Genomic DNA, 19,514 nt, shown 5'->3' with positions numbered 1-19,514 from the left:
TAAAGACGGCAAAACGGATATCATTGATCCACTAATGGAGCAATGAAAATGGACGACTACCTGAATGACATGGCCCTGTTTGTCGAGGTGGTCAAGGCGAAAGGCTTTCGCCACGCTGCGGAAACCGTGGGTATTCCGAATTCGACCCTTTCGCGGCGTATCAGCGCGCTGGAAAAAACCATTGGCCTGCGGCTCTTGCATCGCACGACCCGCAAGATCGAATTGACCGAAGCCGGGCAACTCTATTTCGAGCGCTGTAAGCGGATTGTCGACGAGGCGCGTCTCGCTCATGCGCAACTCGGCGAGATGCTGGCGCAGCCCAGCGGGACATTGCGCGTGTCGCTGCCGGTGGATTTTGCGGTGACATATCTGGCGCCGCTGATTGCGGAGTTCGCCGATCTTTATCCTGGCATCCAGTTCGATCTCGATCTCACGCCACGGCGAGTCGATCTGGTCAGCGAGCCTTTCGACGTGGCGATCCGTATTGGCGAATCCGAAAGTTCGCAATTGATTGCGCGGCCGCTGGCGTCGCTTACGCCGTTTCTTTATGCGTCGCCGGGTTATCTTGCGCGAGCCGGTGTGCCAGAAAAGCCCGCCGATCTCGCTCGACATCAGTGCCTGGCGATTCTTAAAACCTCGGCGTGGACGTTGCGTGACGGAAAGCGATCGGTGACGGTGCCTGTGAATGGGCGATTTGTGCTCAATAGCGTCGGCATGATTCGCAGTCTCGCGAATGTCGATCGCGGCATCGTTCTGGTGCCCCGCGAAGTGGTCGAGGATGATCTGGCGAATGGCACGTTGCGCCCTGTTTTACCGGCGTGGTATGGCACGGCAACGCCAATCTATGCGATGACGGAAACGCGTCTGCTGCCGGCAAAAACGCAGCGATTCATTGAGTTTTTGCAGGAGCGGCTGGCGAGGCGATAAACACAATGCGTGCAGCAAGTTGTGCATGCAACCAATCCGGCCTTTTCTAATGCATATCGCATCGAAGGTTTTCAGCCGCTACAGAATGATGCAGACTTCTTCCCACCCAACCTTCCCGACATGATCCGACAAGGAACACGATGAGCCTGTTGAGCAAGCTATTCGGCAAGAAGTCCAGCGCCGAATCGAACGACACCACGCGCGCAAATACAAAGAAAGACACCGCGCAGGAAGACGCCGCCGACGACATCGCGCCCGAACTCAAACCGGCGCTCGAAGCCTTCAAAGCCGGCCGCTACGACAAAGCCATCGCCGCCGCCACACCGTACGCAGGCCGGCTCGCAGACGCAAGCCGCCTTTGTGCAATGAGTTATTCGCAGACGGACCGCTACCCCGAATCATTCCAGCACTGGCTCGCACTCTTCGAACTGGAGCCGACGGCGCACAACGCGGTGCAGCTTGCGAGCTTGTCGGTGATGTGCGGTGAAGTGGAGCGCGGCGAAGCGTGGCTCATCAAATCCTCGCAGATCAATCACGAAACGCGCGAGCAATCGGACGTCACGGCACGCACGAACTTTCTTTCCGCACTGGTCCAGCGCGGCTATCTGGTCGAAGCATTACCGCACATCACGTGGATGCGCGACGCCTACGCCATCCTCAGCATCACCGACGACACCTTCCTCTACCTGCGCGGCGTGCCGGCCTTCGGCATGTTTCTGGAAAAAAGCCTGCCGATCCTGCGCGGCAGCCAGTCGCGCGAGGCCATCGCCACGTGGTACGGCGCGCTCAAAGGCAAACTCGATAAAGACGGCGAGGCGCAACTCGCGCATTGGGTCGCGCAACTGTAAACAACAACCCCACGAAAATACGGGCACTTGTGCGCCCGAGGGCGGGGACGATAAAATCCTCTCCGCCGAAAATAGAGTGGCAGGTTGGTATCTCCTGCGCCCAGCCTGGTTGTTGGGTTCTTATTACGCCGCGGCGTCAACCTTTACTTTGACCAGGTAGAGGGGACGCGCTGTGGACACGATGCTGCGCGCCCCTCGCAACGAGGAGTCAGCCCCGATGCGCAGCAACCCCCAGGAACCGTCCACCGCAGAAACGCCGCATTTCAGCGAAATAACCCTCGATCGCGACGATCTGGGCCGCATTCTGCGCGAATGCGGCGACGAACCCACGTTCGAACAGTGCACGTTCAGCGGCGAAGACTTTTCCAATTTCGACTTTCGTGCGGCCCGTTTTACGCGCTGCAACTTCGAAAACGCCCTACTCGAACACGCCGAACTTGCAAGAAGCCGCTGGCTTGCGTGCAAATGCGCATCGGCGAGTTTCCGTTTTGCCAATCTGACCGAAGCCCGCTTTGTCCAGAGCGATCTGAACAATACCGACTGGAAGGCCGCAAAACTCGCCTCGGCCGTTTTTACCGGCGTCAAACTCACTGGCGCGCGCCTTGTCGATGCCCGCACGCTGGGCTTGAGCTTTCACGATTCGCTGCTGATTGGCGCCGACCTGCGTGGGCTTTCATTTCGGAAACAAACGCTCGAAGGCCTGAATTTCTCCGACGCCGATCTTTCCGATTGCGATTTCCGCGATGCCGTATTCGAAGGCGGCAGTCTGCGAAATGCATTGCTGCGCAATAGCCGTTTCGATGGCGCCGATCTGCGTTCCGTCGATCTAAGCGGCTTGCGTCTGGCCGACGTCATGCAGCATCTCAAAGGCACGATCCTGTCCGTCGAGCAGGCCGTGACGCTGATCGGCGATTGCGGCGTGCGCGTGCAGTAAGGCACCCCGCCCGCGTGCTTATGCGGCGTACCCAAGCTCCGCAAAATCGATCGTCCGCGCCTGGCAGGCTTCTACCAGCGCGGGATCGGAACTCGAGAAAAAGACCGCGCGGTCCACGGCCAACTGTTTGAACAGATCGGCCAGCACGGCACGCGCGGGCACGTCGAGCCCGCTGGATCATCGGCGATGATCGCAGCGGGCGCGCCCACCGTGGTCGCCGTCAGGAAGAACTTCTTGCGCGTGCCGAAAGACATCTGCTCGAACTGTTTCTCCAGATGCGGCGCAAGCCCGAATCGATGCGCGAGATCGAGCGTTTGCGCCCCGACGACGGTATTTCTGCTGGCCGCCACGTGGTCCAGATACGTGCGGCCGGTCAGGCCGGAATAGGCCATGCAGTCGTCCGGGATATAGGCGAGCGCGGATTTTGCCTCGATCGGCGCGCTGCGCAGCGAATGCCCGCCCAGCCATACCTCGCCTTTATCGGCGTCGATTTCCCCAGCCAGAATGCCGAGCAAAATGGATTTGCCCGAGCCGGTTTCATCGCAGAGCGCCACGCATCCCGCGCCGGTAGTGAAATGCAGCCCTTCAAACAGGACGTGCTTGCCGAAGCGCTTGCTGATGTTTTCGAAACGGAGCATGGGGAATGAGTTCAACTTGGGATCGTGGGCGACATGATACCTGCCGTGGCGAGCGATAAAAACAACGCGGGCCCGCAGTTTGCTCCACTCGCAACGCTCCCACTCGCTGAAACTCATACCGGAAGACCGCCGCCATGCGAAAGAAAAAACTCATCCCGGCATTCGCCGCCGTCGCCATTGTGCTCGGCGCATGTGCGTATATTCCACGCCCTGGCCCGGTCGGCAATCGCGCCGTGCCGCAGCCTGCCAGGCCAGTCGATCTGACGAAATACATGGGCCGCTGGTACGAGCAATTCCGCTATGAAGCCTCGTTCGAAAAAGATATGGACGAGGTCACAGCGGAGTATTCGCTCAATGACGACGGTACGGTCAAGGTCGTCAATCGCGGCCGTGAAGCCGGCAAGTCCAGTTTCCGCCAATCGACGGGAAAAGCCCGGGTTGTCGACCCGGCGACGAACGCCAAACTCAAGGTGTCGTTTTTCGGGCCGTTTTACGGCGATTACTGGATTCTCGATCACGGCGACGACTACGACTGGTCGATCGTGGGCGAGCCGTCCGGGCGCTATCTGTGGGTGTTGACCCGCGCAGCGCAACCGTCACCGCACATGCTCGACGGTTTGCGTGAGCGCGTAAAAGCGCTTGGCTACGATTGGTCGCTCGTCAGAGTCACGAAGCAAGCGGCGGATTAGCGAACCGATACGCGACGCCGTGTCAATCAAGCGTCACGAGACGCAAAAAGCGACTCCCAGCCCACAAACGGGCCGAGCGGAATAATCTCCCAATCGATAAGGCCGACTTGGGCAAGCGGAAACGTGGCGAGAGCCTGTCTTGCGGTCTCGACTGAATCGCTTTCCGCAATGATGGCGACGCCCGCGCGATCCTGGCGAAAGTAGATGTCACGCACAAAGCCAGACTTATAGAGTTGCCAGCCATGGCGTATCTCGTCGAGGAGATGAGGTTGGTAGGTTTGCGGACTGGCGCCGGACAGCGGTATATCGAGGCAGAGCAATTTCATCGTGCGGCTCCTGCCTTGAACTGCCCGGTCACTTCAGCGACACGCTGGCCAAGATAGGCGGCCGTATCCAGATCGCTCTTGATGGGCGTGACTTCCGGCGATTCGTCATTCGATTGCGCCATTGCGCCGAGCCAACCGCCGACCCGATTTTTCTCTTCAGGCGATTTGCCCGGGAAGATGTCCAGACCGACCCAGATCATGCCGTGCTGAGCGGCAAACAAGGTCATGGTCACGAGCGAATTCAGCTTGTCGCCGTGCATGGCTCCCGAATTGGTGAAGCCCGCGGCGATTTTGTTGCGCCACGACTGAGGCAGCCACGCTGGCCGCGTCGAATCCTCCATCACCTTTTTGAGCCTCGCGCTGATGGTGCCGTTATAAGTCGGCGAGCCGAAGATGATGGCGTCGCTCGCAGCCAGCTTTTCCCAGGGCGTATCGCCGTCCGCAACGGCGATCAATTGTGCTTCTGCGCCGGGCACGCGCCGCACGCCGTTTGCAACGGCTTCAGCCTGCTTTGCGGTATGGCCGTAGCCGCTGTCATAAAGGATGGTGATAAGCATGAATGTCTCGCACGGTTGGGGTCAGGGACAACGCTTCGCATTGTCGCCATCCTCAATCGTTACGGGAAGTTATGACTGTGTTGAACCACTCTCAACCAAAAGTTTAGAATCTGCCCATACAGCAAGGCATGCTGGACTACCGTTCCGGAGAAAAGTGTGGATTCTTCACAGCGCGTTCGAGCCATCATTTCGCTGGTTCAAGCGGTGGACGCAGGAAGTTTTGCGGCCGCCGGCAGACTGCTGGGAGTGACGTCGGCGGCGGTGAGCAAGAATGTGGCTGGCCTCGAAAAAGCATTGGGCGTGCGATTGATGAATCGCACAACCCGCACGCTCAAGCTAACCGAAGAAGGCGAGGCGTTCCTGCGCCAGGCGCGCGTTGCGCTCGAAGCACTCGATGCTGCAGTCGATACGATTGCCGCGCAGCGCGCGGTGCCAGCCGGACGAGTTCGTATTTCGACAAGCTCCGCCTTTGGGCAAGACCACGTGCTCCCGGCGCTCCCCGCTTTGCTGGCCCGCTATCCCGGCCTGTCGGTCGAGGTCGACTTCGATGATCGGGTCGTCGATATCGTCCGGGACGGCTACGACATCGCAGTCAGAGGCGGCAATATCCCTGATTCCGCGCTTGTGACCCGACCGGTTTGCCGCCTGAATACCGTGCTGGTGGCGTCTCCCGAATATCTCGCGAAGCATGGTGCGCCACAAACGCCGGATGCGTTAATAGCGCATCGTCTCATTGCGCGGCGATTCCTGAGCGGTCACGTTGTGCCATGGAATTTCAAGGGCGAGGACGCAAGCATTACAACCCTGGACCCTGCGGGCAAGGCGCTGCTTACGCTATCGGCGCCGGAATCCCTCGTACAGGCCGCATGCGATAGCGTGGGAATTGCTGAAGTCGGCGTTCATCTTGCCTTGGAGCATTTGCGCGCCGGCTCGTTGAAGATCGTACTTCATCAATTTCACCAATCCGGATCACACGAGATGGTGATGCAGTACCCACATCGGGCACTCGTGGCGCCACGCGTGCAAGTCACCGTAAAACATCTGCTCGAAGCGCTTGAAGCAGATCGCAAACTGCATGTGCCGATGAATGCTCTGGACGCTTACGCCGTATAGCGTGTTTGAACGGCTGCCGCATTTGCGGCGCCATCGACATCTACTGATCGGCTTGACACGTCACAACGGTGCGCGCGCAACGAATAGCGCCACTGCACCCTTCTGATCGACCGAGACATCGGCGAAATGATGGCTGAGCGCTGAACGTAAGGAAGCCAAAGTATCGCACCTGTTATCGAAGATACCTTTGCGATTGTAGATACGCACAAGCGCTCGCCCGAATGCGTTGTGCCCGGCCGAATCGCCAAGCACCGTCGCACCGAACAGCACACCGTCTGGCGCAAGGTGAGACTTCAGATGCGCGAACACGCGTGCCTTCCCGTCCATCGTGCCGGGCAGGCAATGCAGCAGATAGAACAGCGCAATCGAGTCGAAGCGATACCCCGCAAGCATCGGCAGCGGCTGCATGATGTCGCCCACCACTTGCGTGACATGGCGAGAGTCGAGCCGGCGCGCGGTCGCCGCGAGGCTGTGCTCGTTGAGGTCGAGCAACGTGACCTGCTGGTCGGCACTGAACTTTGCATGGGCCGGATAGAAGCCCGACCCCACTCCCACCTCCAGATGGCGCTTGCCCACGCGTTGCCGGTAAAACGGCAGCAGCACGCGTCGGGTGCTGCACCGCCACGCCCAGCGGTTGGAAATCGCCAGCACCCATGCGTCGTAGAGTTTCAGCACGAAGGACGAATACACCGCGCTGCCGGGCTGCGTGTCCAACTGCCGCCCGGAATCGAAAGGCTGCTCCATCGTTATGCGCCTCGTGGTTGGGGCGATATGCTGCCACCCGGCCCGCCGCATCGGCGACGCTGCAAAGCATCCAGATTCGCCAGACTGACATGAAGGCTAGCATCGAAAAAACATTCAAAAACGACAAGCTAACCGATTAAAACGCCAGCTATACGGCCTTGGACGAATGCACGGATAGATTTTTCGATCGGCCGCTATTACCGCGCGAGCATGAGATCCAGATTCTGAACCGCAGCGCCGGATGCGCCTTTGCCAAGATTATCGAATACCGCCGACAGCAGCACATGCCCGTGCTCCGCATCATGAAACACGCTTAACTGCATGTCATTCGTACCATTCAGCACTTGAGGATCGAGGTGTTTTACGGCGCCCGATTCGGGCATCGGCAAGACTCGCACGTGAGTTGAACCGGCATAGTGACGTGCGAGACATGCGTGTACCGTGGCGCCATCGACGCCCGGAGCCAGTAGTTCCAGCACCAGCGGCACCGTCAGCACGATGCCCTGCCGGAACGCCCCGTATGCAGGAACAAAAATGGGCCGCTGTGCAAGGCCAGCGTGCTGCTGGATCTCCGGCGTGTGCTTGTGCGCGAGTTCCAGCCCATAGACCTGGTACATCGGCGCACGGTCTGCACCCGCCCCTTCGTGTTCCTCCACGCCGGCACGCCCGCGTCCGGAATAGCCGGATACCGCATGAATACTGATCGGGTAATTGCCCGGTATGAGTCCTGCCTGCGCCAACGGACGCAACAGGCCAACCGCACCGGTCGGATAGCAGCCCGGATTGGTGACGCGGCTGGCGTTCGCAATCAGCGCAGCCTGCTCCGGCGCCATTTCCGGAAAGCCATAAGTCCAGCCAGATTGCGTGCGGTGAGCCGAGCTTGCGTCGATCACCCGCACGGCAGGATTGACGATAGCACCCACCGCCTCGCGCGCGGCGGCATCCGGCAAACACAGGATGGCGATATCGCAGGCATTGATAGCCTCTGCACGACGACGCGCGTCTTTGCGCTCCCCAGCGGCAAGCGTGAACAGGCTGATATCGGTACGGTTGCGCAACCGGTCATGGATTTGCAGCCCGGTGGTGCCTTGATCGCCGTCGATGAAAACGATGGGTGCACTCATAGGAGAATGACTCGCTAACGGTGGGTTGGCAGGTAAAACGAGACCCTATGTTGCGCGGACGGCTAGAATAGGGAAAGTTGAATTTCATAACGAAATCATTCAGCTTTTCTGAATCTGGACGCCGACATGCGAGAAATCAGCCTGGACCGCCTGCGTACGCTGGTCGCCGTTGCCGACCGTGCTTCATTTGCCGATGCAGCACGTGCATTGCACCTGGCGCCGCCTACGGTCAGCCTCCACATCGCCGAACTCGAAGAACGCATTGGCGCGCCGCTCCTGCTACGCAAGCGCGGGCACGTAGGGCCGACGTCGACAGGCGCACTGCTCGTGGAGCGCGCGCGCCGGCTGCTGGCCGATGCAGAACAGGCACTGGACGATATTCAACGCCAGGTGGAAGGGCTCGAAGGGCGTGCGCGTCTGGGTGCATCCACGGGGGTGATCGCGCACCTGCTGCCGCAGGCGCTCGAAGTCCTGCGCGAGCACCATCCCGCCATCGACATTCAGATTGCTGTGCTGACTTCGCAGGAAACCCTGTCGAGGCTTGCGGACGGCACGCTGGACATCGGGCTGGTCGCGCTGCCTCAAACGCCGGTGGCGGGCCTCGTCATCAAGCCGTGGCGCAAGGACCCTGTGATGGCCTTCGTGCCGGCGCATTGGCGCTGTCCGGCTCGCGTGACGCCCGAATGGATCGCCGCCCAGCCGCTCATTCTCAATGACGCGACCACGCGCCTCTCGCGTCTGACTGCGGAGTGGTTCGCGGCTGCCGGGCACCATCCGTCGCCGCGCATTCAGTTGAACTACAACGACGCGATCAAGAGTCTGGTCGCGGCAGGTTACGGCGCGACGTTGTTGCCTCACGAGGCCGCTACGCCGTTACCTGACCCGCGCATCGTCATGCGCCCGTTGCGCCCGGCGCTGTGGCGCAGGTTAGGTATTGCGTATCGTGCGGGGTACGTCGAGCGATCCACGCAACACGTACTGGACGTGTTGTGGGATCTGCGCCTGGCGTAGGCGTCTGTCACATGCCCTTGATGCGGGCGTCGAACTCTTCGATCGGCATGAGCGAGCGACCTTTATCATCGCGCAGCACGGCTTTCAACGGACCATTGCGGCCTTGCAGGCGCGCAACGTCACGCATCTGATCGAGACTCTGCGCAATATACGAAACGCGCACGAACGCTGCGCCGTCACGCTCGCGCACGAATCGCTCGAACAGCAAGGTGCCTCCCGGCACCGCATCGTTGACGCGATACTCGCCGAGCTTCCAGTCGAATCCCAGCAACGTACGCAACTGCGCGATATTCGTATCGTGCCCCACGAGCACGAGCAGACGCGCATCGCTTTCGCCGCGATCTTCCTCGTTCAATGCCCGCGTGACACGGCCAAGCAAAGGCACGCCGCCACGACGCGCAATCAACGGCACGTGATTCGTATAAGCGTATTTCGCGCTGCGCAAACCCATCAGGCGGATCACATCGGCGCTACTGTGCACATGGCCGAAGGCGATGCGATCGAGCGGCCAGCCATCGGCGTATTGCATGCGGATGGTTTCACTCATCGCCGCGCCAACCGTCGCCGGTCCCGTCAATTTCGCCGAGTTGCCCACGATCTTCACGCCCCAGGGCGCGGCGTAGAGCCCGCAATGCGCCGCGCCCTTCTGCTCGACGCATTCGCGCGGCGCGCCCACCACGTTAGCGAGCGCCGCGACATCGGCGGCATAACGACGGCTTGCGGCCTGCGGCGAGCCCATGGCCGCCAGCATCGCGGCCTGCGCTTCCTGTGCGTCGCCGGGGTCCGGCTCGTTCGCGTCGGCTTCATCGGCGTGAAAGAGCGTGTCCTGATTCTCCAGCGCATGCCCGGCCGTGACGCCGCAACGCGGCAGCACACCGTCGAGCCACGCGCGCGCCGTAGCCTGCGTGCGCGATGCGGGACTCGACCAGACGAACACGTCATGCGCGCTCGCGCAGGTTTCGCGATCGAGCAGCCCTTGATGCACGAAATACTCGCGCTCCCAGCGCCCCAACTCGACGATCGCGCGATAACCGTGCGGCGTGAGTTCGCCATCGGGCACTTCGAATGCGGGCCAAGGCTGCGCCGACGATGCATTCATCTTGCGCGTATCGGTCGCCGCGCGTACACCATGCCGCATCACGATCACCGCGCGATCGAGATGCATGCCTGCGGGCGCGGCTTCGTCTGCGCGCGCGGCCTGTGCGTGCGCTCGCAGTGCATCGGCATGCGCCGCGCCGCACATCATCGCCAGCGCGACGCCCGCCATGCACGCCGCGCGCGTCGCAACGTTGCGAACAGGTTTCATCGGATTTGACCACTGATTTATCATTAGGAATCCGTTAGAAATCCACGCGAACATTAAGACTCAAGGTCCGCGGCGCGCCCACCTGCAGATAGTTTTCCTGGTAATACGTCCAGTAATGGTGATTCGTCAGGTTGGTGATATTCGCACGCAAGGTCACGAGTTTACCCGCCACCATCGTCCGATAACCAATGCCCGCATCGAACAGCGTGGTCGCGTTGATGTAATGCACGTTGCCCGAGTCGATCGCCATCCCGCCCAGATAACGCGCGCCCGCCTGAACATAGAGGCCGTGCACCGCCGGCACACGCCACACCGCCTGCAACGCGGCCTGATACTTGGGCGCGCCGACTGCGCGATTGCCGCTCACGCCGTCGGCCGCGTCGCGATAGTGCGCGCTGAGCGCCATCAGGCTCGCGTCGAGCGTCAGGCTGCGCAACACGTCCACCGACGCATTGAGTTCCGCGCCCTGATAAACGATCTTGCCGTCTTCGACATAGACGTTATCGCTATTCGTGTACTCCGCACCGCGCTCGATACGGAACAGCGCTGCGGTCCCACGCCAGCGGCCATGATCCGTCTTCGCGCCGATTTCATACTGGCGGCTTTTGATCGGCGCCATCACCTGATAGGCGTTCGCGGTCGAACTATCCGCCGTGCCGCCCGACTCCAGCGCTTCCACATAGCTCGCGTAGAAAGTCAGATCGTTGCGCGGCGCGAACATCAGCGCGAGCGTCGGCGTGACTGGCGACTTGTGATAGTTGGTCGCGCCGGACGTAGCGGAATCGTGGCCCACTTCGTCGTACGACTCGTAGCGCACGCCGGCTAGCAGCGACCACGGGCCATAGGTGATGCGATCGCTCGCGAACAGCGCCTGCTGCGTGATCTTGTCGTCGCCGAAAGTACCGCCGCTATAGCCGATGCCATCCGCCGAGAAGATCGTCGGGTCGTAGATATTGCCCGTCCCCACCACGGTTTTGGGCGTCTTCACCGACTTGTTCGACAGCAGCACCATCGACGATGCGCCGACCACGATTTCGTGCTGCAACGGCCCAGTGTTGAATTTGCCTTCGAGCGTGGCCTGCACGTCGTCGAATTCATAGCTGTGATATTCCGAGCTGATTCGATCGGAGTAATTGCCGCTATTGCTCGAAATGTAGTATTGGTCCTTCGCGTAGCGGCGCGTCGAATCCGAATAGCGGTAGGCGACTTTCGCCTGCCAGTCCGGCGCAATCTTGTAGGCCACGCCAAGCGTCGCCAGCTTGTAGTCGACGTCCGTGTACGAGCCGTCGCTATAGAGTCGCGAACGGCCCGACAACGGATGCGGCACCGCGTATTTGGTGCTGGTGATGATGTCCACGCCGCCCGACGTGCGACGCTGCTGATAGATCGTGTCGAACGTGATCGACAGATCCTTCGTCAGTTGCGCATCGAGACTCAAGCCCACCGCCGTGCGATTGACCGTTGCCGCGTCTTCGGCCGTGTCGCCTTCCTCGTGCACGATGTTGAAGCGGTAGCCGAACATCTTGTCCTTGCCGAAGCGCCCGCCCGTGTCGATGTGCTCCTTGAACACGCTATCCGACGCATAACCCTGGTCGTAGCTGAACGTAAAGCTATCCGTTGCGCGTTTCGTCACGTAATTGACGATGCCGCCGGGGCTGCCGAAGCCGTACATGAAACCCGCAAGACCCTTGAGCACTTCCACGCGATCGAACATTTCCAGCGGCATTTCCACGCCGCGATTCACGTTCGCCATGCCGTCGACCTTGTAGCCGTTGAGATCGTCGAGCGGCAGACCGCGCACTGCGAGCGTTGCCGGGTGCGTGCCGTAGCTCGAACTGATCGACGTCACCGATGCATCGTATTTCACGGCTTCGGAGAGAATATTCGCCTGACGGTCCTCGATTTCTTCACCGCTCACCGACTGGATCGAGAACGGCGTGTCGATTTCCGCGTGACTACCGAGCGCGCCCGCATTGGCGCGCTGCTTGAGACTTTCCGGCTTGTCCGGCGCGGCGCTGACCTGCACTTCGGGCAAGGTCGCTTCCGATGCAGCGGCGCTCGTGGACGCGGCTGCACTGGTGGAAGCGGCCGTTTGCGCTACTGCGTAAGGCGCGAAACCGGCGAGGCAAAGGCCAGCCGCCATCAATTGCGCCTGCAGGCGCGAAACGCGGGGCGGCAGGAACGAACTCGTGATCTTCATGATTGGGTAGACGTTCGGGACAGATGCGTGGGTTCGCGGGCAGCGGTCGGACCGCTTCCCGTTCTTGATCGTTCTTTTCGTGATCCTGATTAATCGACGCCGATCCGCGGATTCATCGGCGCCTGCTCGCTCAGCGTGCGTTGTCGTCGCTAACGAAGCCGATCCGGCTCAGGCCGCCGTGCTGCGCCGCGCTCATCACCTTCATCACATCCTCGTAAGGCGTGCGGCGATCGGCGCGCAAATGCATTTCCGTCTGCGGATCGTGCTGCGCGGCATCGGCGGAAAGCTGTTGAAGCGCGGCAATATCGACGGTCTTGTCGTTCCAGTGAATCACCCCGCCCGCGTCGATGGCGACATCGACACTCGTGGGCTTCGCCTCGATCTGCTCAGCGGAAACACGCGGCAATTCCACTTTTACGGCGTGCTGCAAAGCCGGCATCGTGATGATGAACACCACCAGCAGGACGAGCATGACGTCGACCAGCGGAGTCGTATTGATCTCGGGATTGAAGCCGTCTTCGAGATCGTCGCGCAAGGAGCGGCCGGCCATTACGCTGCCTCCGCCTGCAGGCCGCGTGCGCCCAGACGGGTGGCATGGCGCGGCGCATCGTGCTGGATGGCTTCGTGCTGGCCGTCCAGACGCTCGCCCGCCACGATCGCATCGAGCACGTCGAAGCCAAAACCGGACAGCGTGCCGATCGCCGTTTTATTGCCGCGCAGCAGCGCGTTATAGGCCAGCGAAGCGGGAATCGCCACGGCAAGACCGAACGCCGTCATCACCAGGGTTTCGCCAACCGGACCCGCCACTTCGCCGATGCTCGCCTGCCCCGTTGCGCCGATCGTCATCAGCGCGTGATAGATGCCCCAGACCGTGCCGAACAGGCCGATGAACGGCGCGGTCGAACTGATCGTCGCCAGCAGCGGCAGGCCGCTTTGCACACGCGTCTGGCGGCGCGCGATGCACTCGTGCAGCGCGCGGGTGAGCCAGTCGGTCAGCGCGGGCGGCGTGCGGCCCGCCTGCGTGGCGCGTTCGTGCTGCGCGCTCGCATCGAGCGCCGTGCGGGCGAGATCGACATAGGCGTTCTCCTGCGCGTCGCCGCCGATCGCCTGCGCGCCTTCGGCCAGCGTCGGCGCCAGCCAGAACAGGCGTGCCACACGATTCGCCCGCGCACGTTCGCGCCATTGCGAGAACGCGCGCGTCACGATCACATACCACGACGCGATGGACATCGCGAGCAGTCCCGCCGCGACGCACTTGATGACGATATCGGACTGCGCCCAGAGTGCGCCGATGCCGATGGAAGCCGTAGCCATAAATTGCCTCTCGTAAAGAATGAATTCAGTCGCCGAGCGAAAAACGCAGCGGCACGATGACGTAGACGGGAATGGCGCGGCCATCCTCGACATAAGGTTTGAAACGCGCACCGCGCACGGCGTCGAGCGCCGCACGATCGAGCGCCGCCGACCCGGACGACGCGCGCAATTCGACTTCGCGCGGCTCGCCCGCTTCATCGACCAGCACGCGTACCTGCGCAACGCCCTCTTCGCCCATGCGCCGCGAAGCGTCGGGATACACCGGAACCGGCGCGCGCAGATACTGCACGCCACGCGTCACCGTTTTGGGCATGGCCGGAGCGGGCGCAGGTGCTGCAGCGGCAGGTGCCGAAGGTTGCGCGACAGACGGCGCAGGCTGGCTTTGCTGCGCGGGCGCGGGCGCGGGCACCACAGCGGGCACTGGCTCAGCCTGTGCCGGCGCGCGTTCGGTCGTATGCGTGCGCACGACGGCGCGATGCGTCACGACCTTTTGCGGCTGAGGCTGCACCGGATGCACGGGCGTCGGCTGCACGGCGGGCTGCGGCGCGGGTGCCTGCACCAGCGTCGCGTAGATCGGCGCGGCTGCGGCATGCGTAGGCGGCGTCGTGTGCGAGTTGCCCAGCAGCAGGATGCCGCCGATATGCACGCCCGCGAGCGCCGCCAGCAACGCCGTGCGCCCCGCTCGACGCGGCATCGCGAAGCTGCGCCGAGGCGCGGGCGTTGCGCGCGGCGCGGTCTGCATAAACGGCGTGAACGAACCGTGAGCGCCAGACATCTTTCCTCCTTGCATGAGCGAGTACTGCGAAGCACGCGCTGGAATCAGTCACGATTGCACACGTGTGCAATTCAAGGCCGCAGAGATCGATAAAATTTGTTTCCTGCGACGATGCGTAATGTAGTTGCCGCGCGTTACGTGGGGATGACATTGGCCTTACTCTGTATTTCACGCAGCTTGATTCATGGCTTTGCGAAATCGAAATGCACTCGTGTGCAATCACGCCGCTAAAAAAGCGGTGGCGGCGATGTCGGCGTTCAAGTCGCCATAGATGCGCGGATTCGCGGCGATCACCGCATTGCCGCGAGCAAGACCGTCATCGTCGAGAAACGCGTTGGTGCGACCACCCGCCTCAGTGACCAGCACGATGCCCGCAACGGCGTCCCACGCATGCATATGCGGCTCGTAATAGCCGATCAATCGCCCCGCTGCGGTGTACGCGAGCATCAGCGCACCCGAGCCGTTACGCACGAACATGCCGCCCTGTTCGAGCCAGCGCTCCACGAACGCGAGAAACGGCGCACTGCTCACCCGATGCGAAATGCCCACGCCTAGCACGCCATCGCGCGCACTGGCCGCATCGCTGACCTGTAAAGCACGGCGCGCGAAATCGTCGTTCGTTGCGGGCGCATCGATCCAGGCGCCGCCATTTTTTTCCGCGTGGAAAAGCTCATCGGCATTGGGATCGTAGACCACGCCAATCACCGGCTCGCCGTCGATCACCACGGCAATCGACACACACCACGCGTACATGCCGTGCAAGAAACAACTGGTGCCGTCGATCGGATCGACGATCCAGAGGGCGCGCGACGCATCGCCGGGCGTTGCTTCAAGCGCGTGTCCCGCGCTTTCTTCGCCGAGAAAACAGTCGCCCGGAAACTGCGCCGCGATGCGCGCGCGCACGAGTTCCTCGACTTCGCGATCGGCGATGCTCACGACATCCTGCACGCCCTTGTATTCGACTACGAGCCGCTCGCGCTGCGCGAAACACGCCAGCGCATGACGACCGGCTTCGAGCGCGATGGCACGCGCGGCTTCGTAACGCGCGGACTGACATGCGTGACTCATGACGCCTCTCCGAGCAGATGCGCGCCGCGCGCGTCGAGCGTCACGGCAACGCGTGCGCCTTCGGCCAGCGGCCGGTCCAATGAATGCGATGACACAGTGAGTTCTCCTGCCGTCGTTTCGACGGTGTAGTGCGTGCTCCGCCCGAGCCACGTCGCGCGGCGTATCACGCCTGCCAGCCCGCGGTGAGGAGCAAAGTGATCGATGATTTCCAGCGCCAGCGCTTCGGGCCGCACGGCAATGCGTGCACGCACGATGCGCGGTCCGTTCCACGCCAGATCCAGCGGCACGCCGGAAAGATCGCAATGCGCGCGACCATCGGCGCAGCTCAGCACCGGCAGTGCCAGAAAGTTCGCATTGCCGATAAAAGACGCGACGAATGCGTTGGCCGGCCGCTCGACCAGCGTGCGCGCATCGGCGTGCTGCGCGACGGCGCCGGCCTCCATGACGACGATCTCGTCGGAGATCGCGAGCGCCTCCTCCTGATCGTGGGTCACGTAGACCACGCTCAAATCCAGCTCGCGCTGGAGATCGCGGATCTCCTCGCGCACCTGCACGCGCAAACGCGCATCGAGATTCGAAAGCGGTTCGTCGAACAGCATCACCTCCGGTTCGAGCACCAGCGCGCGCGCTACGGCCACGCGCTGCTGCTGCCCGCCGGAGAGTTCGTGCGGCATGCGTCGCGCGCAGGCGCTCAGGCCCACGCGCGCGAGCGCCATCTCCACACGTGCGGCGACATCGCGCTTCGGCACGCGCGCCACGCTCAGCCCATAGCCGACGTTGTCCGCCACGCTCAGATGCGGAAACAACGCATACGACTGGAACACCATGCTGACGTTGCGCGCCTGCGCGCCCAGCCGCGTCACATCGCGCCCGCCGATGACGATGCGCCCCGCGTCGGGCAGATCGAGCCCGGCGATCAGCCGCAGCATCGTGGTCTTGCCGCATCCGCTTGGGCCGAGCAGCGTGGTGAGCTTGCCGCGCGCGATCGTGAGCGACAGATCGTCGAGCACCGTGCGCTGGCCCCACCGCTTGCGCACGCCTTCGAACACGACGGCGGCCTGCGCGGTATCGGTATGCTTTGAAGTTGCTTGCGTGACGGTGCTCATGAAAAGGATTCCGTGGTCAGGCGTGCATGCCGCCGATGCCGCGCCGGTGTAAAGCGTCTCGATGTCCGGGCCGCGCGCGCCAGTGCCTGTGCCACGCCCAGCAGCGCACACAACACCACGACCAGCGCACCCGCCAGCGCGAGCGCCGGACCATCGTTGCCGTTCGACACGAGGCCCATCAGATACGTCGTCGCGAGATCGTGATCGGCGCTGACGAGAAAAATGACCGCGCTGACCGTCGTTGCGGCGCGCACGAAACCGTGAATCAGCGCAGCACCGATCGCCGGCAGCAACAGCGGCAGATGCACGCGGCGCAGCGTCGTCCACGAACCGGCGCGCAGGCTCGCCGATGCCTCGTCGAGCACCGGGTCGATCTGCGCGAAGGCCGCCGAAATCGCCCGCAAACCGAGCGGCATATTGCGCAACACGAACGAGAGCACGAGGATCGACGCGCCGCCTGCGAGCATCAGCGGCGGCGCGTCGAAGGCGCGCGCCCACGCGAGGCCCATGACCGTGCCAGGCACGGCAAGCGATACGGCGAAAGCGGCGTCGAGCAAACCGCGGCCGGCGAAGCGCCGGCGCGCGAGCAACCAGCCCGCCAGCAAGGCCGCGGCCGCCGTGAGCGGCGCGGCCAGCGCGGCGAGACGCAGCGTTTCCCACACGGCGTCCCAGGCGGAGCCCGACCACACCAGCCGCCCAGCGTCGATGGCGACGCCCAGCACATCGGCGAAATGTTCAGTCGTGAGCGTGAAATCCACGCCCCACAGACGCACGAAGCCGCCGATCAGCAGCGTGGCGTAGACGGCGAGCGCAAGCACGCACCACGGCGCGCAGACGAGCGCGAGCGCGCCCTGCACGCGCTTGCCCAGCGGCATGACCTGCGCCGCCACCGGCTTGCCGCTGACGCTCGCGTAACGCGCACGGCCCAGCCAGGCGCGCTGCAACATGAAGGCCGCGAGCGCAATCGCGAGCAGCCACACGGCCAGCACGGCGGCGCGCGCGGCATTCTGCTCCGCGCCCACCACGGCGAAATACAGATCCGTCGACAGCACGCGAAAATTGCCGCCCACCACCAGCGGATCGCCGAAATCGGCCACGCTTTCGATAAAGCACAGCAGCCACGCGTTCGCCACGCCGGGGCGCAGCATCGGCCAGGTGACGGTGTGCAGGATCGTCCAGTTCGAGGCGCGCAGCGTTGCCGCCGCTTCTTCGAGCGGCGCGGGCACGCGCGCGACCACGCTGCGCAGCGTGAGATACGCCAGCGGCGCGAACGCGAGACATTGCGCGAGCACGATGCCCGGTGCGCCGTAGAGCCAGCGGCCCGGCGCGAGGCCAAGCAGGTCCGCCGCTTCGCGCGTGACGATGCCGTTGCGGCCAAGCAGCAGAATCAGCGCGAGACCGACCGCGAACGGCGGCGTGATCGAAGGCAGCACGGCGATACCGCGCAGCGCGGCGCGCATGATGGGCGAGCGCGCCGGGCGGCCGCGTTGCGCCAGCAGCGCAAGCGCGCCGCCCACGAGCGTGGCCAGCGTGGCGCTCGCGCCGCCTAGCGCGAGCGTGTGCCAGCCGCTGCCGCACGCTGCGCCACGCAGGCAGGCGAGCGACCAGATTCCCGCATCGAACAGCGTGCGCCACGCCGCGAGCGCGGGTAGCAGCACGCTGCGCACGAGCGGCATCGCCACGAACACCGCGAGCGCCGCGCAAACGGCAATCAGCACCGCGCGCGCGAAGCCGTCGAAAGCGCCGTCAGTGCGCATGCGCGTAGATCTCGGTGTTCCAACGTTCGAGCAGATGCTTGCGCACAGCCGGGTCCCCGAAGCGCGCGAAGTCGTAGTCGATCAGACGGATGCCGTCGGGTCGCGGCGCGTTGGCCGGAATCGCGGCGGCGCGATTCGACGGAATCTGGTACGCGTGGGCCTTGTCGGCGAGCGACTGGATATCGGCGCGCAAGGCGAATTCGTAAAAGCGCTGCGCGAGCGCGGCATGCGCGGCGCCCGCGATCAGGCTCATGCCGCCGATCTCGTAGCCCGTGCCCTCGCACGGCGTGGTCGTCGCGATATCGAAGCCTGCCACGCGCTGTTTGACGAGGTCGTGCAGGAATTCCACGGCCACGTCCGCCTCGCCGCGCGAGACCGCCTCGCCCGGGCCCACGCCCGTCGAGGTGTACTGGCTCACATTGGCGTTCAGGCGGCGCAGATAGTCGAACGCGCCATCCTCGCCATCGAGCTGCACGAGCGTCGCCAGCGCGACATAGGCCGTGCCCGAGGCATTCGGATTGGCGATCTGCACTTCGCCGCGCCAGGCGCCCGCGAGCAGATCGCGCCAGCAGCGCGGCGGCGCCTGCTTGCGGCGGCGCAACGCGCCCGCATCGTAACCGATGCCCAGCACGCCCTGATACACGCCCACCGTGCGCGTGCGCCCGACCTGCGCGAAGCGCTGCGCCCACGGCTGCAACTGCGCCAGCTGCGGCGAGCGATAGTCCTGCGTCAGCCCCTCGAACGCGGCCTGCAGATGCGCGTCGCCAGAACCGGCCCACCAGATGTCGAATTGCGGATGCGCGCGCTGCGCGGCGACGAGCGCCAGCGCCTCGCCCGCACTCTTGCGGATCATCGCGACATGCACGCCCGTCTCCTGTTCGAAGCGGCTTTTCATCAACTGGCACCATTCGAGATCGGCGGAACAGAGCAGATTCAGGCGCTCGTCGGCATGCGCGGACGGCGCGGCAAACCATAGCGCCGACGAAGCCAGCAACGCCGCGAGCCCGCGCAAAGGTTTTTTGCACTCGATTGCAAAACGGCACGGCGAGAGTCGAAAACGGGAAAACAGAGACATGG

20 protein-coding genes are annotated in these 19,514 nt (G+C 63.2%); 6 read left to right on the top strand and 14 right to left on the bottom strand.

The window, feature by feature from the left end; translation table 11 throughout:
• Window positions 1-48: 48 nt before the first annotated feature.
• From G3N59_RS16845 to G3N59_RS16835, 3 genes are all read left to right on the top strand, one after another.
• Window positions 49-927: a LysR family transcriptional regulator gene (locus tag G3N59_RS16845; RefSeq protein WP_205983758.1), complete on the top strand. Its 879-nt coding sequence runs from the start codon at window positions 49-51 to the stop codon at window positions 925-927.
• A gap of 140 nt (window positions 928-1,067) precedes the next feature.
• Window positions 1,068-1,775: a hypothetical protein gene (locus G3N59_RS16840; RefSeq protein ID WP_205983757.1), complete on the top strand. Its 708-nt coding sequence runs from the start codon at window positions 1,068-1,070 to the stop codon at window positions 1,773-1,775.
• A 217-nt stretch (window positions 1,776-1,992) separates the two neighbouring features.
• Window positions 1,993-2,709, top strand: a complete 717-nt coding sequence (locus tag G3N59_RS16835) for a pentapeptide repeat-containing protein (protein WP_205983756.1) — start codon at window positions 1,993-1,995, stop codon at window positions 2,707-2,709.
• Window positions 2,710-2,780: 71 nt separating this feature from the next.
• Here G3N59_RS16835 and G3N59_RS16830 read toward each other — a convergent pair whose 3' ends face one another.
• Window positions 2,781-3,464 carry an ATP-binding cassette domain-containing protein gene (locus G3N59_RS16830; RefSeq protein ID WP_346777896.1) on the bottom strand — a complete coding sequence of 228 codons (684 nt, stop codon included), beginning with the start codon at window positions 3,462-3,464 and terminating at the stop codon, window positions 2,781-2,783.
• A 17-nt stretch (window positions 3,465-3,481) separates the two neighbouring features.
• Here G3N59_RS16830 and G3N59_RS16825 point away from each other — a divergent pair, with 17 nt between their 5' ends.
• Entirely contained in the window at window positions 3,482-4,036 is a 555-nt protein-coding gene (locus tag G3N59_RS16825; protein WP_205983755.1) for a lipocalin family protein, read from the top strand.
• A gap of 26 nt (window positions 4,037-4,062) precedes the next feature.
• Here the strand turns inward: G3N59_RS16825 and G3N59_RS16820 are convergent, their stop codons facing one another.
• Together G3N59_RS16820 and G3N59_RS16815 are read right to left on the bottom strand one after the other, a co-directional pair.
• On the bottom strand, window positions 4,063-4,362 hold the full coding sequence (locus G3N59_RS16820; protein WP_205983754.1) for a superoxide dismutase: 300 nt from the start codon (window positions 4,360-4,362) through the stop codon (window positions 4,063-4,065).
• The gene (locus tag G3N59_RS16815; RefSeq protein WP_205983753.1) at window positions 4,359-4,919 is read right to left on the bottom strand and encodes a flavodoxin family protein; all 561 of its coding nucleotides are present in this window, start codon (window positions 4,917-4,919) and stop codon (window positions 4,359-4,361) included. Before G3N59_RS16815 ends, G3N59_RS16820 begins: the two co-directional genes overlap by 4 nt.
• A 156-nt stretch (window positions 4,920-5,075) precedes the next feature.
• Between G3N59_RS16815 and G3N59_RS16810 the strand changes: the two genes are divergently transcribed.
• Complete coding sequence (locus tag G3N59_RS16810; protein WP_205983752.1) at window positions 5,076-6,032, top strand: LysR family transcriptional regulator; 957 nt, start codon at window positions 5,076-5,078, stop codon at window positions 6,030-6,032.
• A gap of 60 nt (window positions 6,033-6,092) precedes the next feature.
• Here G3N59_RS16810 and G3N59_RS16805 read toward each other — a convergent pair whose 3' ends face one another.
• Window positions 6,093-6,776: a class I SAM-dependent methyltransferase gene (locus G3N59_RS16805; protein ID WP_205983751.1), complete on the bottom strand. Its 684-nt coding sequence runs from the start codon at window positions 6,774-6,776 to the stop codon at window positions 6,093-6,095.
• A gap of 197 nt (window positions 6,777-6,973) precedes the next feature.
• Window positions 6,974-7,900, bottom strand: a complete 927-nt coding sequence (argC, locus tag G3N59_RS16800) for an N-acetyl-gamma-glutamyl-phosphate reductase (protein WP_205983750.1) — start codon at window positions 7,898-7,900, stop codon at window positions 6,974-6,976.
• A gap of 126 nt (window positions 7,901-8,026) precedes the next feature.
• Between argC and G3N59_RS16795 the strand changes: the two genes are divergently transcribed.
• Window positions 8,027-8,911: a LysR family transcriptional regulator gene (locus tag G3N59_RS16795; protein ID WP_205983749.1), complete on the top strand. Its 885-nt coding sequence runs from the start codon at window positions 8,027-8,029 to the stop codon at window positions 8,909-8,911.
• A gap of 7 nt (window positions 8,912-8,918) precedes the next feature.
• Here the strand turns inward: G3N59_RS16795 and G3N59_RS16790 are convergent, their stop codons facing one another.
• From G3N59_RS16790 to G3N59_RS16750, 9 genes are all read right to left on the bottom strand, one after another.
• Complete coding sequence (locus tag G3N59_RS16790; protein ID WP_205983748.1) at window positions 8,919-10,217, bottom strand: histidine-type phosphatase; 1,299 nt, start codon at window positions 10,215-10,217, stop codon at window positions 8,919-8,921.
• A gap of 34 nt (window positions 10,218-10,251) precedes the next feature.
• Window positions 10,252-12,417, bottom strand: a complete 2,166-nt coding sequence (locus tag G3N59_RS16785; protein WP_205983747.1) for a TonB-dependent siderophore receptor — start codon at window positions 12,415-12,417, stop codon at window positions 10,252-10,254.
• Between the two features lie 130 nt (window positions 12,418-12,547).
• The gene (locus tag G3N59_RS16780; RefSeq protein WP_205983746.1) at window positions 12,548-12,967 is read right to left on the bottom strand and encodes a biopolymer transporter ExbD; all 420 of its coding nucleotides are present in this window, start codon (window positions 12,965-12,967) and stop codon (window positions 12,548-12,550) included.
• Window positions 12,967-13,731 (bottom strand): MotA/TolQ/ExbB proton channel family protein, encoded by a 765-nt coding sequence (locus G3N59_RS16775; protein WP_205983745.1) that lies wholly within the window; start codon window positions 13,729-13,731, stop codon window positions 12,967-12,969. Before G3N59_RS16775 ends, G3N59_RS16780 begins: the two co-directional genes overlap by 1 nt.
• A gap of 25 nt (window positions 13,732-13,756) precedes the next feature.
• Window positions 13,757-14,506 carry an energy transducer TonB gene (locus G3N59_RS16770; RefSeq protein ID WP_205983744.1) on the bottom strand — a complete coding sequence of 250 codons (750 nt, stop codon included), beginning with the start codon at window positions 14,504-14,506 and terminating at the stop codon, window positions 13,757-13,759.
• A gap of 219 nt (window positions 14,507-14,725) precedes the next feature.
• Window positions 14,726-15,574 (bottom strand): inositol monophosphatase, encoded by an 849-nt coding sequence (locus G3N59_RS16765; RefSeq protein WP_205983743.1) that lies wholly within the window; start codon window positions 15,572-15,574, stop codon window positions 14,726-14,728.
• Window positions 15,571-16,680 (bottom strand): ABC transporter ATP-binding protein, encoded by a 1,110-nt coding sequence (locus tag G3N59_RS16760; protein ID WP_205983742.1) that lies wholly within the window; start codon window positions 16,678-16,680, stop codon window positions 15,571-15,573. The genes G3N59_RS16765 and G3N59_RS16760 overlap by 4 nt, the downstream gene beginning before the upstream one ends.
• Window positions 16,677-18,437, bottom strand: coding sequence for an iron ABC transporter permease (locus tag G3N59_RS16755; protein WP_205983741.1), 1,761 nt, complete (start codon window positions 18,435-18,437; stop codon window positions 16,677-16,679). The genes G3N59_RS16760 and G3N59_RS16755 overlap by 4 nt, the downstream gene beginning before the upstream one ends.
• A complete protein-coding gene (locus G3N59_RS16750) occupies window positions 18,427-19,512 on the bottom strand; it encodes an ABC transporter substrate-binding protein (protein ID WP_205983740.1) in 1,086 nt (361 codons plus the stop codon). Before G3N59_RS16750 ends, G3N59_RS16755 begins: the two co-directional genes overlap by 11 nt.
• Window positions 19,513-19,514 lie beyond the last annotated feature (2 nt).

The organism is Paraburkholderia sp. Ac-20340, assembly GCF_017104965.1.
In the GTDB taxonomy this organism is placed as follows: Bacteria; Pseudomonadota; Gammaproteobacteria; order Burkholderiales; family Burkholderiaceae; genus Paraburkholderia.
The sequence above is the reverse complement of the archived record's forward strand: the minus strand, read 5'-3'. Positions and strand labels throughout refer to the sequence as shown.

What these genes read in the sequence shown, in the direction of transcription:
- G3N59_RS16845 (WP_205983758.1), top strand. Translation starts at nt 49, where the DNA reads ATGGACGACTACCTGAATGACATGGCCCTGTTTGTCGAGGTGGTCAAG.
- G3N59_RS16840 (WP_205983757.1), top strand. Translation starts at nt 1,068, where the DNA reads ATGAGCCTGTTGAGCAAGCTATTCGGCAAGAAGTCCAGCGCCGAATCG.
- G3N59_RS16835 (WP_205983756.1), top strand. Translation starts at nt 1,993, where the DNA reads ATGCGCAGCAACCCCCAGGAACCGTCCACCGCAGAAACGCCGCATTTC.
- G3N59_RS16830 (WP_346777896.1), bottom strand. Translation starts at nt 3,464, where the DNA reads ATGAGTTTCAGCGAGTGGGAGCGTTGCGAGTGGAGCAAACTGCGGGCC.
- G3N59_RS16825 (WP_205983755.1), top strand. Translation starts at nt 3,482, where the DNA reads ATGCGAAAGAAAAAACTCATCCCGGCATTCGCCGCCGTCGCCATTGTG.
- G3N59_RS16820 (WP_205983754.1), bottom strand. Translation starts at nt 4,362, where the DNA reads ATGAAATTGCTCTGCCTCGATATACCGCTGTCCGGCGCCAGTCCGCAA.
- G3N59_RS16815 (WP_205983753.1), bottom strand. Translation starts at nt 4,919, where the DNA reads ATGCTTATCACCATCCTTTATGACAGCGGCTACGGCCATACCGCAAAG.
- G3N59_RS16805 (WP_205983751.1), bottom strand. Translation starts at nt 6,776, where the DNA reads ATGGAGCAGCCTTTCGATTCCGGGCGGCAGTTGGACACGCAGCCCGGC.
- argC (WP_205983750.1), bottom strand. Translation starts at nt 7,900, where the DNA reads ATGAGTGCACCCATCGTTTTCATCGACGGCGATCAAGGCACCACCGGG.
- G3N59_RS16795 (WP_205983749.1), top strand. Translation starts at nt 8,027, where the DNA reads ATGCGAGAAATCAGCCTGGACCGCCTGCGTACGCTGGTCGCCGTTGCC.
- G3N59_RS16790 (WP_205983748.1), bottom strand. Translation starts at nt 10,217, where the DNA reads ATGAAACCTGTTCGCAACGTTGCGACGCGCGCGGCGTGCATGGCGGGC.
- G3N59_RS16785 (WP_205983747.1), bottom strand. Translation starts at nt 12,417, where the DNA reads ATGAAGATCACGAGTTCGTTCCTGCCGCCCCGCGTTTCGCGCCTGCAG.
- G3N59_RS16780 (WP_205983746.1), bottom strand. Translation starts at nt 12,967, where the DNA reads ATGGCCGGCCGCTCCTTGCGCGACGATCTCGAAGACGGCTTCAATCCC.
- G3N59_RS16775 (WP_205983745.1), bottom strand. Translation starts at nt 13,731, where the DNA reads ATGGCTACGGCTTCCATCGGCATCGGCGCACTCTGGGCGCAGTCCGAT.
- G3N59_RS16770 (WP_205983744.1), bottom strand. Translation starts at nt 14,506, where the DNA reads ATGTCTGGCGCTCACGGTTCGTTCACGCCGTTTATGCAGACCGCGCCG.
- G3N59_RS16765 (WP_205983743.1), bottom strand. Translation starts at nt 15,574, where the DNA reads ATGAGTCACGCATGTCAGTCCGCGCGTTACGAAGCCGCGCGTGCCATC.
- G3N59_RS16760 (WP_205983742.1), bottom strand. Translation starts at nt 16,680, where the DNA reads ATGAGCACCGTCACGCAAGCAACTTCAAAGCATACCGATACCGCGCAG.
- G3N59_RS16755 (WP_205983741.1), bottom strand. Translation starts at nt 18,437, where the DNA reads ATGCGCACTGACGGCGCTTTCGACGGCTTCGCGCGCGCGGTGCTGATT.
- G3N59_RS16750 (WP_205983740.1), bottom strand. Translation starts at nt 19,512, where the DNA reads ATGTCTCTGTTTTCCCGTTTTCGACTCTCGCCGTGCCGTTTTGCAATC.